Here is a 14,192-nt window from a genome sequence, read left to right as displayed (position 1 = left end):
TTGGACGCAGAATGTGAGCGAAACCCGCCCCCTGCAAGCCAGAAAATTGCGGAATTGAGCGGTTTCAGGCCGCGCGGCTGAAGCGACGCCCTTGCGGCCCGGTCTTCGGAATCAGATTGACGTTGCTGATGCCCTCGACCGCCTGCAACTGCTCGGCCAGCTTGCCGTCGAGCCGGAAGTCGTGGCCCAGCCGCATCAGGCAGTGCTCGCCCTCTCCCAGTTGCAATCGCACCTGCACCTCGCCATGCCCTTCCTCACCCGGCCGAAGCGCCAGTTGCAGCTCGCCCAGTGCCAACTGGCTCTCGACATCGAGCGTCAGCAGCATCCGTTGGCTACCCGCCACCGCATCGAGCGGGCGCGCCCCGCGCACGGTGATGCGCGGTGGCTCGTCCGGCGACGGCGAATCGAGTTCGACCGTGAGCAGCACGCAGGTGCCGTCCTCGGCCCATTTGCGGAAGTTCTCGACCAGCGAATCCTCGAAACAGGCGGCGCTGAACTGGCCGGAACTGTCGGAGAAATCGGCCCGCACGAACTGCGCCCCGCGCCGTGTGGTGCCCACATTCACCTTCTCGACCATCGCCGCCATGATCGCCTTGCCGCGCCCGCCGGCCGGGGCCCCGCTCTCCATCACCGAGGCATAGGAGCGCGCGCCATTGGCGCTGGCGATTTCGCGATAGCTTTCGACGGGGTGAGCGGAGAAATAGAAGCCGAAGTTCTCGCGCTCCTTGGCCATGCGGGTGGCGCGGTCCCAGTCGTCGGCCTCCTTGAGCCGCAACGCGTCGCCGGTGCCGAGGTCCTCTGCACCGAACAGCGCCTCCTGCCCGCTGGTCCGCTCGCGCAAGGCGGCATCGGCGGTGGCGAGCAGCAGATCGACATTGGCGGCGAGCAGCCCGCGATTGGGCTCGAGGCTATCGAGCGCGCCTGCCGCGATCAGCGCTTCGAGCTGGCGCGAATTCATCGCCCCTTGCGGCAAGCGCTCGAACAGGTCGGCGAGGCTGGCGAAAGGGCCCGCCGCTTCGCGCTCGGAAACGATCGCCGCCATCGCCTTCTCCCCGACATTGCGAATGCCCGCGAGCGCATAACGCACGGCATAGCCATCCTCGGTCCGCTCGACCGTGAACTCCGCTTCGGATGCATTGATATCGGGCGGCGCGACCACCACTCCCCCTTCGACCAGGGGATAGCGGCGCGCATCGTCGACGAACACGCTGAGCTTTTCCGACTGGTGCATATCGAAGCACATCGAAGCGGCGTAGAATTCTTCCGGATAATGCGCCTTGAGCCACGCGGTCTGATAGGCAAGCAGCGCATAGGCGGCGGCGTGCGACTTGTTGAAGCCGTAACCGGCAAACTTGTCGATCAAGTCGAACAGCTCACTCGCCTTCACCGCATCGATGCCGGACACCGTGCCGCAGCCTTCGATGAACCGGGCACGCTGCTGGTCCATTTCCGCCTGGTTCTTCTTGCCCATGGCGCGGCGCAACAGGTCCGCATCGCCGAGCGAATAGCCGGCGAGGATCTGCGCAGCCTGCATCACCTGTTCCTGGTAGACGAAGATGCCGTAGGTCTCGGCGAGGATTTCCTCCAGCTTGGGATGCGGATAGACGATCGGTTCCACACCGGCCTTGCGCTTGCCGAACAGCGGGATGTTGTCCATCGGGCCCGGGCGATAGAGCGAGACAAGCGCGATGATGTCTTCGAACTTGGTCGGCTTCACCGCCGTCAGCGTGCGGCGCATCCCTTCCGATTCCAGCTGGAAAACGCCCACGGTGTTGCCCGATTTGAGCAGTTCGTAGACCGCCGGATCGTCCCACGCGAGCGCGCCGAGATCGACGCCGATGCCGCGCCTGCCCAGCAAATCGACCGCCTTCTGCAGCACCGACAGCGTTTTCAGGCCGAGGAAGTCGAACTTCACCAGGCCCGAGCTTTCGACATATTTCATGTCGAACTGGGTCACCGGCATGTCGGAGCGCGGATCGCGGTAGAGCGGGACCAGCTCGCTCAGCGGCCGGTCGCCGATCACCACACCCGCGGCATGGGTCGAGCTGTTACGCGGCAGCCCTTCCAGCTGCATCGCGAGGTCGATCAGCGCCTTGGTGTCGTTGTCGTTGTCGTATTCGGCCTTGAACTCGGCCGAACCGTTGAGCGCGCGCGGCAGCGTCCACGGATCGGTCGGATGGTTAGGCACCATCTTGCACAGGCGATCGGTGCGGTTGTAGCCATAGTCGGCAATGCGCCCGACATCGCGCAGCACCGCGCGCGCCTTGAGCTTGCCGAAGGTGATGATCTGCGCGACCTTGTCATGGCCATAGCGCTGCTGGACGTAGCGGATCACCTCGCCGCGCCGCGTTTCGCAGAAGTCGATATCGAAGTCCGGCATGGACACGCGTTCCGGGTTGAGGAAGCGTTCGAACAGCAGCCCCAGCCGGATCGGATCGAGATCGGTGATGGTCAGCGCCCATGCGACCAGCGAGCCTGCCCCGGACCCGCGCCCCGGCCCCACCGGTATGCCATTGTCCTTGGCCCACTGGATGAAGTCAGCCACGATCAGGAAGTAGCCCGGAAAGCCCATCCGGTTGATGATGCCGATTTCGTAGTCGAGCCGCTGGAAATAGGCTTCGCGATCCGCTTCGGCCAGGTTTTCGTAAGGCTCCAGCCGCTTCTCCAGCCCGGCGGTCGCCTGCTCGCGCAGCATCCGTTCCTCGCCTTCGAGATCGCCGGCGAGACTCGGCAGGATTGGCTTGCGATAGGGCGGCGCGTAGGCGCAGCGCTGAGCAATGACGAGCGAGTTGGCGGTCGCTTCCGGCAGGTCGGAGAAGATTTCCTCCATCATCCGCGCCGACTTGACCCATGCCTCGCGGTCGGTGCGCGGGCGCTCGTCCTCGTCGAGTTTGTAGCCACCGGCGATGCACAGCATCGCGTCATGCGCCTTGTGGAAATGGGGCTCGGCGAAATTGGCGGGGTTGGTCGCCACCAACGGCAAATTGCGCGCATAGGCGAGTTCGATCAGCGCCTCTTCCGCATCGGCCTCGACCGCGTTGCCGCGTCGCGCCAGCTCGACATAGAGCCGCCCCGGAAACAGTGCCTCCATCCGGTCCGCATAGCGCGCAGCGTGATCGTGCTGCCCATCGGCCAACAGTCGCGTCAGCCCGCCCTCGCTGGCGCCGGTGAGCGCGATCAATCCGTCGGTATGCCCCGCGAAGTGCTCGAACCGGACGTGCGGCGATAGCTCGACCGGACGGTCGAGATGCGCCTTGCTGACGAGGTGGCACAGGTTGAGATAACCGGCGTCGTCCTGGGCATAGAGAGGCAGGCTGTCGATCTGGTCTGAGCCCGGCCGTGCTACCCCCACCAGCGCGCCGATGATCGGCTGGACCCCTTCATCCTTGCACGCCCCGGCGAAGGCAACCGAGCCATAGAGGCCGTTGCGGTCGCAAACGGCGATAGCGGGATAGCCGCGATCCTTGGCCAGCTTGGCCAGCGCCTTGGGATCGATCGCCCCTTCGAGCATCGAGAAACTCGACAGCACGCGCAGCGGGACGAAGGGAGCGAAGGCCATGGCGACACTATGGGTATCGCGCGCGGATTCGCAAAGCCGCCTGCGCGGGTGTTGGGGATAAGGTGTGGGCTAGAGGTACTTCTCTTCCGCCTTCGCCGCCGCGATCTTCCTGCGCGTGTCGCGGATGGTCGACCAGGCACCGTAGATCACCAGCAGGGCGAGGAAAATCCACACCCAGACCGGAATGTTGCGCCCTGCCACCGCCAGGTAGAGATAGGCCGAAACGAAGCAGAACCCTGCGCACAGCGTCGGCACCACCGTCGAGCGCCCCGCCCGGGCCCGCCGCACGAGCCAGGCGATCGAGGCAAGGAAGAACGGGATCGCCCCGACATAGATCGCCCCGAAAATATAGGGGTTCACGCCATATTCGGCGCCGAGCGACAGGAACCATTGGTTGAGATCGGCTAACATGGCTTGGCTTTCGACCGGCGGGGTGCCGCGGTTACAGCAACTTTTCGATATGCATCTCGAGGCTAGCCGGCGAATCCTGCGGGGCAAAGCGCTTCACCACGTTGCCTTCGCGGTCGATCAGAAACTTGGTGAAGTTCCACTTGATGCTGGTCGAGCCCATCAGCCCCTTGGCCTCGCCCTTCATCCAGTCGAACACCGGCGAAGCATCGGGACCGTTGACGTCGACCTTCTCCATAAGAGGAAAAGTCACGCCGAAATTGATCTTGCAGAACTGCGCAATCTCGTCGGCATCGCCCGGTTCCTGGCCGCCGAACTGGTTGCACGGGAAGCCCAGCACCTCGAAACCCCGGTCCTTGTACTTCTGGTAGAGTTCTTCCAGCCCGTCGTATTGCGGGGTGAAGCCACACTTGCTGGCGGTGTTGACAACCAGCAGCACCTTGCCCTTCTTGTCCGACAGGTCGAGCGGCTCGCCGCGGTTGGTGTTGACGGTGAAGTCGGCGATCGTGGTCATCCGGGCAATTCCTTGACGCGATAGGGTAGTTCGTACGGCGTTTGCCATAAAGGCCCCTGTCTCGTCGAGACTGGTCCGCGATGCTAGGTCACTGGAAAATCGCTGTGCTTCGCCAATGCCTCTGCTTCGGCAGCAGAATAGGCGCGATCACCCGCCTTCTGGATCTGGTAACGGCCGCGCGTATCGACCGGCAACTGCATTAGGTGACGGATCATCTCGGCAAAGGTTCCTCGGCGGAGCGCTTTTGCTCCGTCCAGCACACCTTGCCCGTCATCGACCGTGTGAAGCGAGGCGCCATCATTCCATTCAATGGCATCGGTCGAGACGGGGGCGTCACCGAAGGCTGTGGGATGATCAGACATTGTCGTTCTCCTTTCCGGAACCAACGCACCGGCAGAAGGAAAGGTCCGACTATCGCAGCAAGCCGTCATGCAGCCGCACGACGCGATCCATCTTCGCCGCCAACCGCTCGTTATGGGTAGCGATCAGGGCCGCGCTGCCCTCGCCCCGCACAAGCCGCAGGAAGGCTTCCAGCACCCGGTCGGAGGTCTGTTCGTCAAGGTTCCCGGTTGGTTCATCGGCCAGCACCAGATCCGGCTTGTTGGCGAGCCCACGTGCAACCGCAACGCGCTGCTGCTCACCGCCTGAAAGCTGGCTCGGCCGGTGGTCGAGCCGTTCACCGAGGCCCAACCGCGTGAGCAATTCCTCGGCCCGGACCTCCGCCTCTGCGCGGTCCTTGCCGGCAATCATCTGCGGCAGGACGACGTTTTCCAGCGCGTTGAAATCGGGCAGCAGGTGGTGGAACTGGTAGACGAACCCGATGTGCTCGCGCCGCAGCGTCGTCCGCGCGCCGGAGTCCGATTTTTCTGCCGGGGTTCCGGCGATGATGATCTCGCCGCCAAAGCCGCCTTCGAGCAGGCCGACAGCTTGGAGCATCGTCGACTTGCCGGAGCCGGAGGGGCCGAGCAGCGCCACGATTTCACCGGGCTGGACCGCCAGGTCTACCCCGCGCAGGACGTCGATACGGACCCCGCCCTGCTCGAAGCTGCGGGTCACCCCGCGCAGTTCCACGACTGGTTGCATGGGCGGATTACTCATATCGCAGTACCTGCACAGGATCCGTCCCCGAAGCCTTCATCGCCGGATAGAGCGTGGCAAGGAAACTCAGCACCAAGGCCAGGATAACGATTCCGACGATTTCGACCGGATCGGCCCGTGCCGGCAAGGTCGACAGGAACCGCACCTGCGGGTCCCACAGGTCCTGTCCTGTGACAAAGGAAATGGCTTTCACGATGGGCTCGCGGAAATAGAGGATCAGTGCGCCCAGGATCAGCCCGGCCATCGTTCCGATCGCTCCGACGGTAAAACCGGTCGTGACGAATATCTTGAGCAGCGACTTCCGCGTCGCGCCCATCGTGCGCATGATCGCAATGTCTCGGGTCTTGGCGCGCACCAGCATGACCAGGCTGGAGAGGATATTGAACGCCGCCACCAGCACCATGAAGCTGAGCGCGAAGAACATCGCCACCCGCTCGACCTCCAGCGCCTCGAAGATCGCGCTGTTGATCTGCTGCCAGGTGCGCACCTCGGCGCGGCCCGACAGGCGCTCGGCCACCGGAGCCATGATTTCGGCGGCGTCGTCGGGGTCGGTGGTCTTGACCTCGATCATGCCGATGGTGTCGCCGGTCAGCAGCAGCGTCTGCGCATCGGGGATCGGCATGACGACGAAAGCCTGGTCGTAATCATACAGCCCGACCTCGAAAATCGCCGCCACTTCGTAGCCGATCTGGCGCGGCACGGTGCCGAACGGGGTGCTGCGCCCGGCCGGATTGATAATGGTGATCGTGTCGCCGACCCGGACGCCGATATTCTCCGCCAGCCGCGCGCCGATGGCGACCACCCCCGCGTCGGGCTGCAGGCGGCGGATATCGCCCATCACCACCTTGTCGGCCAGTTCGCCGATATCGCCCTGGGTGTTTCCGCGTACGAAAATCGCTTCGACCCGGCCGTTGAAAGTGGCGAGCAGCGGCTGTTCGATCAGCGGGCTGGCATCGGTCACGCCGGGGGTCTTCTCGACTTCCGCCAGCACCGCCTGCCAGTTGTCGAGCCGGCCGCCGTAGGCCTGCACGATGGCGTGGCCGTTGACGCCGACTATCTTGTCGAACAGCTCGGCGCGGAAGCCGTTCATCACGCTCATCACCACCACCAGCAACGCGACGGAGAGCATGACCACGCCGACGCTGATCCCGGCGACGAGCGCGATAAATGCCTCGCCCCTGCCCGGGAGCAGGTAGCGTTTGGCGATGGTCCATTCGAAGGGGCTGAGCAGCAAGAGGCTATCCGGCATGGTTGGCTGTGCCAGCCTCCTAGAGTCGCCCACCTTGCTGCGCAATGAAATTGGCAATGGTTATAACCGTCTTCGGATTCCTCCCATTGACCCCCGAAACTGGGTTGTAATCGAACGGCAACATCGCCATTGGGGGCGCGCGGCGGGGAGGCAGCAGGCGCGTCTCAATGATCACGACCCATCCTTTTTCTGACGAGCACGGCGACAAGCTGCGCGAAGAGTGCGGCATTTTCGGCGTGATCGGTTCGCCCGAGGCGGCCGCTACGACCGCGCTCGGCCTGCATGCACTGCAGCACCGCGGGCAGGAAGCCTGCGGCCTTGTCAGCTGGGACGGCAGCGAATTCTTCGTCCGGCGCGGCCTTGGCCATGTGGCGCAGGTGTTCTCGGAACAGTCCCTGCTGGCAGAACTGCCCGGGCACATGGCATCGGGCCATGTCCGCTATTCGACCACCGGCGGTGCCGGCTTGCGCAACGTCCAGCCGCTGTTCGCCGACCTGGCGCGGGGCGGGTTCTCTGTCGCGCACAACGGCAATATTTCCAACGCGATGCACCTGCGGCAGGAATTGGTCGAGAAAGGCGCGATCTTCCAGTCATCGTCCGATACGGAAGTGATCATCCATCTCGTGGCAACGAGCCGCTATCCGACCCTGCTGGACCGCTTCGTCGATGCCCTGCGCTTGCTCGAAGGCGCCTATTCGCTGATCTGCATGACGCCCAAGCGAATGATTGCCTGTCGCGATCCGCTGGGCATCCGGCCGCTGGTGATGGGCCGGATCGGCCCGGAAGGCAGGGGGGCCGTGGTCTTCGCCAGCGAAACCGTGGCGCTGGATGTGGTCGGTGCAACTTTCGAACGCGAAGTCGAGCCGGGCGAGATCGTCGAAGTCCGGCAAGACGGACGTATCTCCAGCTTCCACCCGTTCGGCCAGAACGACGCCCGCCCGTGCATCTTCGAGCATGTCTATTTCAGCCGCCCAGATTCGATCTTTGCCGGGCGGAGCATCTACGAAGCCCGCAAGGCCATCGGCCAGCAGCTCGCCATCGAAAGCCCGTGCGAGGCCGACCTTGTGGTGCCTGTTCCCGACAGCGGCGTGCCAGCCGCCATTGGTTACGCACAGGAATCGGGTATTCCGTTCGAGCTCGGCATCATCCGTTCGCACTATGTCGGGCGGACCTTCATCCAGCCGAGCGACGGTGCGCGCCATTCGGGCGTCAAACGCAAGCACAACGCCAACCGGGCCATGGTCGAAGGCAAGCGGATCGTGCTGATCGACGATTCGATCGTACGCGGCACCACTTCGCTTCAGATCGTCGAAATGATGCGCGATGCCGGGGCCAAGGAAGTGCACTTCCGCGTCGCCAGCCCGCCGACGGCGCACAGCTGTTTCTATGGTGTCGATACGCCGGAACGCAGCAAGCTGCTGGCCGCCCGGATGGATCTCGAGCCGATGCGCGAGTTCATCAAGGCCGACAGCCTGGCCTTCGTTTCCATCGACGGTCTCTATCGCGCCGTGGGTGAAAAGCCGCGCAATGCGGCGTGCCCCAAGTTCTGCGATGCCTGCTTCACCGGGGACTACCCCACTTCGCTGACCGACCTCGCCCAGAAGCGGGACGGCGCAGCGCAGCTCTCCTTCCCCGTCAACAAAGTCGCCTGACATGACCGAAACCAAACCGTTTGCGGGCAAGCTTGCCCTTGTTACCGGCGCGTCCAAGGGGATCGGTGCGGCCACTGCCAGGGCGCTCGCCGCTGCGGGCGCACATGTCGTGCTCACCGCGCGCGACGTGAAGGGGCTGGAAGAGGTCGAGGATGCGATCCATGCCGCTGGCGGCACGTCCACTATCGCGCCGGTCGACCTGACCGAAGCCGACGGCGTCGCTCGCCTGGCGACGGCGCTGAGGGGCCGGTGGGATGCGCTCGACTTCCTGGTCATTTCCGCGGCCTACCTGCCGACCCTGACCCCCGTCACCCAGATCGAACCCAAGCAGTTCAACCAGGCGCTGACCATCAACGTCCTCGCCACCCAGGCGCTGCTGGCCAATTTCGATGCCATGCTCAAGCGCGCCGAGGCAGGACGCGTCATCGGCCTGACCAGCAGCGTGGGCGCCGCGCCGCGCGCCTATTGGTCGGCCTATGGCTCGAGCAAGGCGGCGTTCGACAATTTGCTGGAAAGCTATGCTGCCGAAGTCGAGAAGATCGGCAATGTCCGCGTCGCCATCGTCGACCCGGGCGCAACCCGCACAGCCATGCGCGCAAAGGCCTATCCGGGCGAGGATCCACAGACGGTGAAACCCGCCGATGAGGTCGCAGAAAGCATCGTCAAATTGCTGCAGGACGACTTCGAAACCGCCCATCGCGTGCGGCTTGGTTAATATCGCTTAACTCTCGATTATTACCTGCAGGTAAATTCTTCGGCCCATTCTCCCCCTACCGCGCGCGATGATGCGTGCGGCAAGAACGAGAATGATCGCCATGTACGCAACCGAAGATCGCTATAGCCTCGCCGCGCAGGAAGATCGCTGCGCGCCGCGCACCAAGCTCTCGATCCCGGCGCAAATGCGCGCCTCGGGTGGCCGTCGGTTCCAGACGGTGGTCCACGACCTGTCGATTTCCGGCTTCAGCGCCGCCGCCATCAACCGCATGCACGAAGGCCAGGTGGTGTGGCTCACCCTGCCCGGTCTCGAATCGCAGATGGCCCATGTGGTGTGGTGGGACAACTGCATCGTCGGCTGCGCTTTCGCCGACCTGCTCAGCCCCATCGTGCATGACGATATCCTGACCCGTTATTCGGGTCGCGGCGGGATGCATTACCGCCCGCTGATGTGAGGCGGCATTGGCGATCTAGTTGGTTGCCGCCCTGCCCTCATCCATGATCGGTGGTCCACGCTTGTCGACCGCCGCTTGCACCGCGCGGTAGAATTCCTCGCGCTGCGCCCCCACCCCATCGGGATCGGTCGCTGTCGGCCAGTTCGAGTTCGAGGCGATCACCAGCTTGCGTGCCGGGTCGATAAATATGCCCTGGCCGAAGATGCCCTGCGCGGCAAAGGCGCCGCTGTCATAGGTCCACCACTGGTAGCCGTAGCCCTTGCCCGGCGCGCCGATATCGGCCTGCTTTGCCGTCGCCGCGGCGAACCAGCCATCGGGCACGACCTGCTTGCCGCCCGCCATGCCGCCGCCCATCACGAACAGCCCGAACCGTGCCATGTCGCGGGTCGCCGCCTGGATGCAGCAGCCGGCAATCTCGTGTCCGGTCGAACCGAGCAGCCAGGTCGCATCCTGCTGCATGCCGAAGGGCTTCCAGACTTTCTCCGACAGATATTCCGCCAGCGTCTTGCCGGTGGCCTCGCTGACGAGGACGCCGATCAGGTTGGTCTCGCCCGTCTTGTACACCCACTTCTCGCCTGCCGGGGCCTCGCGCGGTAGTTTGCGCATATAGCTGACGGTGACATCGAGCCCGTCCTCGGCCTCGTGCTCGTTGAACAGTGCCACGTCGGACTTGGGATCGGTGTAATCCTCGTTCCATTTCACGCCCGAGGTCATGGTGAGCAGCTGCCCCACCGAAACGTCGTCATAGGCCGAGCCCTTGAGGCCCTCGATATATTTGGTCACGGGGTCATCGATGCTGTCGATCGCGCCGTCCTGGATCGCCGCGCCGACCAGCGTCGAGGTCAGGCTCTTGGCGACGGAGAAGCTGGTCCACTTGCCTTCCGGGGTGAAGCCGAGGCCGTATTTCTCCAGCACCACCTTGCCATCGAGCACGACGATCAGCGCAGAGGTGCGCTGCGCCTTCATATAGGCATCGACATCGGTATCGATCTGCAGGGGGAGACCATCGGGCAGTGGATAGGCATTGCCGCCCGCGGCGATGGTGTTGGTCCTGGCCAGCACCGGCAGCGCGTCCATCGCGCGGAAGGCGGCGTCGCGCTGCTCGACCGACCAGAACAGCACATTGCGATCGGTCGGCAGGTTGGCCAGCAGATCGCGCTGGTCCTGGTCGAGCGTGGCGAAGCCGACGCCCGCCGCGACCGCGACAGCGGCAATCCCGCCCAGAATCCATTTCTTCATCAGCTGTCCCCCTCCAAGTCCCGTTATTGTTTGACCAGCGTCACCTGGTGCACGTCTATGCTGCCGCTGCGAAAGCCGCCCTCGCAATATTGCAGGTAGAACCGCCACAGCCGCTGGAACCGTTCGTCGAAGCCATGCGGCAAGGAGCCTCGCTGCGCCGCCCTGTCGAAATTCTCGCGCCAGGCCTTGAGCGTTTCGGCATAGTCGAGCCCCAAATCGGCCTGGTCGCGCCACTGCAGTCCGCGCTCTTCGGCCAGGCGGCGGAATTCGCTGGTGCGGATCAGCAGCCCGCCGGGGAAGATATAGGCCTGGATGAAATCGGCACTGGCGGCATAGGCATCGAAGGTCTCGTCGCGCATCGAGATATACTGGATCGCCGCCTTGCCCCCCGGCTTCAGATTGCGCGCAACACAGTCCATGAAAGTCGGCCAATATTCGCGGCCCAGCGCCTCGACCATTTCGCAGCTGGCAACCGCATCGAACTGACCAGAGGTGTCGCGATAGTCCTGCTTGAGGAACTGCACCTGCTCGCCCGCCTGCTGCCGCGCGAAGGCGAGTTGCTCGTCCGACAAGCTGATCGCATCGACCCGCGCGCCGCGCTCTGCCGCTGCCAGCGCCAGCGTGCCCCAGCCGCAGCCGATCTCCAGCAGACTTTGCCCTTCACCGATCCCCGTCCGGTCGAGCAAGGCGGCGATCTTGGCCCGCTGCGCCGCGTCGAGACCCATATCCGGACGCTCGAACAGCGCGCTGGAATAGGTCATCGTCTCGCCCAGCCACGCGGCGTAGAAATCGTTGCCGAGATCGTAATGCGCCTGGATATTGCGCTCCGACCCGGCCTTCGTGTTCCGGTTGAGCCAGTGCGCCTGCTTGAGCGCCAGCCGCCACAGGCTCTTGGCCCGCCCCGCGCTGCCGAGCGACTGCGCGTTCTGGCCGAACACCGCGAAGACCTTGATCAGATCGGGACTGTCCCATTCGCCCGCTTCCCACGCCTGGTACCAGCCGACCGAGCCATTGGTCGCGAGCCTTACCAGCGCGCGCCAGCTGTGCAGGTGGATCACCGCATCGAAGCCGGGGGCGCGCCCACCGAGCAGCCGCGTCGTCCCGTCAGGCAGATGCCCGGTGATCGAGCCCTGCGCCAATCCGCGGTCGATCTGGTCGAGGACCTTGCCGAAACCGGGCGCAAGCATCCGTGCCAGCAGGCCCGGCGCGCTTTCAAACCGCGCCGCTCCCTCCAGCAAACCCGTCCCGCGCGTGCCGCTTTCAGCGTTCATGCCGCTCGCTATGACTCGCCAAGGGCGCGCGGGCAAGCCGGAGCGGATGGGATTTGGCCCGCTGTCCCGAGTTTGATACACTCGTCTCAAGGGAGCGAGGGATATGCAAGTTCCGATTGTAAGAGCTGTGCTCGCGACGCTGGCCGGGCTGGTGGCGGCAATCGCGACGGTGGGAATCGTCGAAATGACGGGCCACACGATCTTCCCGCCGCCCGGGGGGCTCGATGTAACCAACCCTGCGGATCAGGCGCGGTTGATGGACGTTATTCCCCTCGGCGCGAAAATCGCCGTGGTGGCGGCGTGGTTCCTCGGTGCGCTGGCAGGCTGCGCCGTGGCGGCTTGGCTGTCACGTTCGATCAAGCCGGGCTGGATCGTGGCCGGGTTTCTCGTCCTTGGCGGGATGTACACCACGCAGATGTTCCCGCATCCGGTGTGGATGGTGGTCTGCGCGGTGGCGCTGCCGATAGTGGCGAAGCTGCTGGCAGACCGGCTGCTCGCCGCGCGTCTCAGCTCTTAGCCGCCTTGTAGGCCGCCAGCGCGCGCTCGCGGCCTTCCTTATGGCCGACGATCTTGTCGGGATAGCGCCCGCGGCGGCCATCGGCCGGATCGTGGATTTCGCTGTCGGGCAGGTGCTTCAGCTCGGGCACATACTCGCGGATATAACCTGCCGCGTCGAACTTCTCGCTTTGCGTGAGCGGAGCCATGATGCGGACGAACATGTTGCTGTCCACCCCGCTGCCGGCAACCCACTGCCAGTTGCAGGCGTTGCTGGCATAATCGGCATCGACCAGCGTGTCCCAGAACCACTGCTCGCCCACGCGCCAGTCGATCAGCAGGTGCTTGATGAGGAAGCTTGCCGCGATCATGCGGACGCGGTTGTGCATCCAGCCGGTCTGCCACAGCTGGCGCATCCCGGCATCGACGATGGGATAGCCGGTAAGGCCTTGTTGCCAGGCCTCGAGGTCGGCCGCCGCCTCATCGGTGTGATCTCGCCATTCGATCCGATCGAACTCGTCGCGGTAGCTCTGCGTGGCATAGGCCGGGAACTGGCAGATCGCGTTCTGGGCATAGTCGCGCCAGATCAGCTCTTTCTCGAACGTTTTCCACCCCGCTGAGCGGCGGTCCTTCAGTGCGTGCCACACCTGCACCGGGCTGATTTCACCGAAATGAAGGTGGGGCGAAAGCTGGCTCGTCTCGTCGACCGAGGGGAAATTGCGGCCCTCGTCATAGACCTCCACGCGGTCAGTCCACCATGCGAGCCGTTCGTGCGCCGCGTCCTCGCCAACGGTCCAGAAATCGCGCATGCCGCCGGCCCAATCAGGCTTGGTCGGAAGCAGGTGCCAGTCCTCCAGCGCATCGCTGGCGGGCCAGGTGTCGGGCGAGGAGAGCGTCTCCGGCTCCGGCAGTTCGTCGCGCGGCGGGAGTTGCTCGAGCGTCGCCTTCGAGAAGGGGGTGTAGATCTTGTAGGGTGTGCCCGACCCCGTCGTCACCGCACCGGGCGGGAGCAGGTAGTTGCCATCGTAGAGCTGGAGATCGAGCCGCTCCTTCAGCTCGCTCTGCGCCTTGCGCCACCAGGGTTCGTAGTGGCGGTTGGCATGGACGGTATCCGCCCCGACCTCCTGCGCGAGTCTGCACAGTTCCTCCACCGCATCGCCGCGCCGAAGGATGATCCGCGCGTTGCGCTTGCCGAAACTCTTGCCGAGGCTCTCCAGCGAATGGTGCAGCCACCAGCGGCTGGCCCCGCCATAGGCATGCCCCTTGGCCCGCTCGTCATCGAGCACATAGACCGCCACCACCGGCCCGGCCTGGGCGGCATGATGCAGCGCAGGGTTGTCCGCCATGCGCAAATCGCGCCGCAGCCATACGATCTGGGGTTTGCTCATTCGTTCCTCTCCCCCTCCTCTTCAGAGGAGGGGCAACGAGACTTGGCAGCTTGCTGCCTAGTCGCAGTGGGGTGGTGCTAAGGGCAGAGCGCGCCGCTGCCGCGCCGCGCCACCACCCCGGCCCCTCCTCTAAAGAGGAGGGGGGAACGA

Annotated in this window: 13 protein-coding genes; 4 read left to right on the top strand and 9 right to left on the bottom strand. The window is 64.6% G+C overall.

Features of this window, described 5'->3' with window-relative positions; all coding sequences use genetic code 11:
• Positions 1–64: 64 nt before the first annotated feature.
• The 6 genes from dnaE to LY632_RS07790 all read right to left on the bottom strand — a co-directional run bounded on the left by dnaE (position 65) and on the right by LY632_RS07790 (position 6,813).
• Positions 65–3,559 carry a DNA polymerase III subunit alpha gene (gene dnaE, locus LY632_RS07815; RefSeq protein ID WP_234090587.1) on the bottom strand — a complete coding sequence of 1,165 codons (3,495 nt, stop codon included), beginning with the start codon at positions 3,557–3,559 and terminating at the stop codon, positions 65–67.
• Positions 3,560–3,628: 69 nt separating this feature from the next.
• Positions 3,629–3,970: a hypothetical protein gene (locus tag LY632_RS07810; protein WP_234090586.1), complete on the bottom strand. Its 342-nt coding sequence runs from the start codon at positions 3,968–3,970 to the stop codon at positions 3,629–3,631.
• A gap of 31 nt (positions 3,971–4,001) precedes the next feature.
• Positions 4,002–4,481 (bottom strand): glutathione peroxidase, encoded by a 480-nt coding sequence (locus LY632_RS07805; protein ID WP_234090585.1) that lies wholly within the window; start codon positions 4,479–4,481, stop codon positions 4,002–4,004.
• An 83-nt stretch (positions 4,482–4,564) separates the two neighbouring features.
• A complete protein-coding gene (locus tag LY632_RS07800) occupies positions 4,565–4,843 on the bottom strand; it encodes a hypothetical protein (protein ID WP_234090584.1) in 279 nt (92 codons plus the stop codon).
• A 49-nt stretch (positions 4,844–4,892) separates the two neighbouring features.
• On the bottom strand, positions 4,893–5,579 hold the full coding sequence (locus tag LY632_RS07795; RefSeq protein WP_234090583.1) for an ABC transporter ATP-binding protein: 687 nt from the start codon (positions 5,577–5,579) through the stop codon (positions 4,893–4,895).
• The gene (locus LY632_RS07790; RefSeq protein WP_234093184.1) at positions 5,572–6,813 is read right to left on the bottom strand and encodes a lipoprotein-releasing ABC transporter permease subunit; all 1,242 of its coding nucleotides are present in this window, start codon (positions 6,811–6,813) and stop codon (positions 5,572–5,574) included. The genes LY632_RS07795 and LY632_RS07790 overlap by 8 nt, the downstream gene beginning before the upstream one ends.
• Positions 6,814–6,995: 182 nt before the next feature.
• On the opposite strand from LY632_RS07790, the gene purF reads away from it, so the two are divergent.
• The 3 genes from purF (at position 6,996) to LY632_RS07775 (ending at position 9,649) form a co-directional block, all read left to right on the top strand.
• Positions 6,996–8,480, top strand: coding sequence for an amidophosphoribosyltransferase (gene purF, locus LY632_RS07785; RefSeq protein WP_234090582.1), 1,485 nt, complete (start codon positions 6,996–6,998; stop codon positions 8,478–8,480).
• 1 nt (position 8,481) lies between these two features.
• Complete coding sequence (locus LY632_RS07780) at positions 8,482–9,195, top strand: SDR family NAD(P)-dependent oxidoreductase (RefSeq protein WP_234090581.1); 714 nt, start codon at positions 8,482–8,484, stop codon at positions 9,193–9,195.
• A 100-nt stretch (positions 9,196–9,295) separates the two neighbouring features.
• Entirely contained in the window at positions 9,296–9,649 is a 354-nt protein-coding gene (locus tag LY632_RS07775; protein WP_234090580.1) for a PilZ domain-containing protein, read from the top strand.
• Positions 9,650–9,664: 15 nt separating this feature from the next.
• Here the strand turns inward: LY632_RS07775 and LY632_RS07770 are convergent, their stop codons facing one another.
• Both LY632_RS07770 and LY632_RS07765 read right to left on the bottom strand, forming a co-directional pair.
• Positions 9,665–10,888 (bottom strand): serine hydrolase, encoded by a 1,224-nt coding sequence (locus tag LY632_RS07770; RefSeq protein ID WP_234090579.1) that lies wholly within the window; start codon positions 10,886–10,888, stop codon positions 9,665–9,667.
• Positions 10,889–10,911: 23 nt separating this feature from the next.
• Entirely contained in the window at positions 10,912–12,159 is a 1,248-nt protein-coding gene (locus tag LY632_RS07765; RefSeq protein ID WP_234090578.1) for a cyclopropane-fatty-acyl-phospholipid synthase family protein, read from the bottom strand.
• A 103-nt stretch (positions 12,160–12,262) separates the two neighbouring features.
• Here LY632_RS07765 and LY632_RS07760 point away from each other — a divergent pair, with 103 nt between their 5' ends.
• Entirely contained in the window at positions 12,263–12,676 is a 414-nt protein-coding gene (locus LY632_RS07760; RefSeq protein WP_234090577.1) for a hypothetical protein, read from the top strand.
• Here the strand turns inward: LY632_RS07760 and LY632_RS07755 are convergent.
• Positions 12,666–14,042 carry a deoxyribodipyrimidine photo-lyase gene (locus LY632_RS07755; protein WP_234090576.1) on the bottom strand — a complete coding sequence of 459 codons (1,377 nt, stop codon included), beginning with the start codon at positions 14,040–14,042 and terminating at the stop codon, positions 12,666–12,668. The genes LY632_RS07760 and LY632_RS07755 overlap by 11 nt on opposite strands.
• Positions 14,043–14,192: the final 150 nt, after the last annotated feature.

It is taken from the genome of Erythrobacter sp. SDW2, from assembly GCF_021431965.1.
Lineage (GTDB): Bacteria > Pseudomonadota > Alphaproteobacteria > Sphingomonadales > Sphingomonadaceae > Parerythrobacter.
This window is presented reverse-complemented; position numbering and strand designations above follow the sequence as displayed.

Coding starts and splice junctions, on each gene's coding strand:
- dnaE (WP_234090587.1), bottom strand. CDS start 3,559: ATGGCCTTCGCTCCCTTCGTCCCGCTGCGCGTGCTGTCGAGTTTCTCG.
- LY632_RS07810 (WP_234090586.1), bottom strand. CDS start 3,970: ATGTTAGCCGATCTCAACCAATGGTTCCTGTCGCTCGGCGCCGAATAT.
- LY632_RS07805 (WP_234090585.1), bottom strand. CDS start 4,481: ATGACCACGATCGCCGACTTCACCGTCAACACCAACCGCGGCGAGCCG.
- LY632_RS07800 (WP_234090584.1), bottom strand. CDS start 4,843: ATGTCTGATCATCCCACAGCCTTCGGTGACGCCCCCGTCTCGACCGAT.
- LY632_RS07795 (WP_234090583.1), bottom strand. CDS start 5,579: ATGAGTAATCCGCCCATGCAACCAGTCGTGGAACTGCGCGGGGTGACC.
- purF (WP_234090582.1), top strand. CDS start 6,996: ATGATCACGACCCATCCTTTTTCTGACGAGCACGGCGACAAGCTGCGC.
- LY632_RS07780 (WP_234090581.1), top strand. CDS start 8,482: ATGACCGAAACCAAACCGTTTGCGGGCAAGCTTGCCCTTGTTACCGGC.
- LY632_RS07775 (WP_234090580.1), top strand. CDS start 9,296: ATGTACGCAACCGAAGATCGCTATAGCCTCGCCGCGCAGGAAGATCGC.
- LY632_RS07770 (WP_234090579.1), bottom strand. CDS start 10,888: ATGAAGAAATGGATTCTGGGCGGGATTGCCGCTGTCGCGGTCGCGGCG.
- LY632_RS07765 (WP_234090578.1), bottom strand. CDS start 12,159: ATGAACGCTGAAAGCGGCACGCGCGGGACGGGTTTGCTGGAGGGAGCG.
- LY632_RS07760 (WP_234090577.1), top strand. CDS start 12,263: ATGCAAGTTCCGATTGTAAGAGCTGTGCTCGCGACGCTGGCCGGGCTG.
- LY632_RS07755 (WP_234090576.1), bottom strand. CDS start 14,042: ATGAGCAAACCCCAGATCGTATGGCTGCGGCGCGATTTGCGCATGGCG.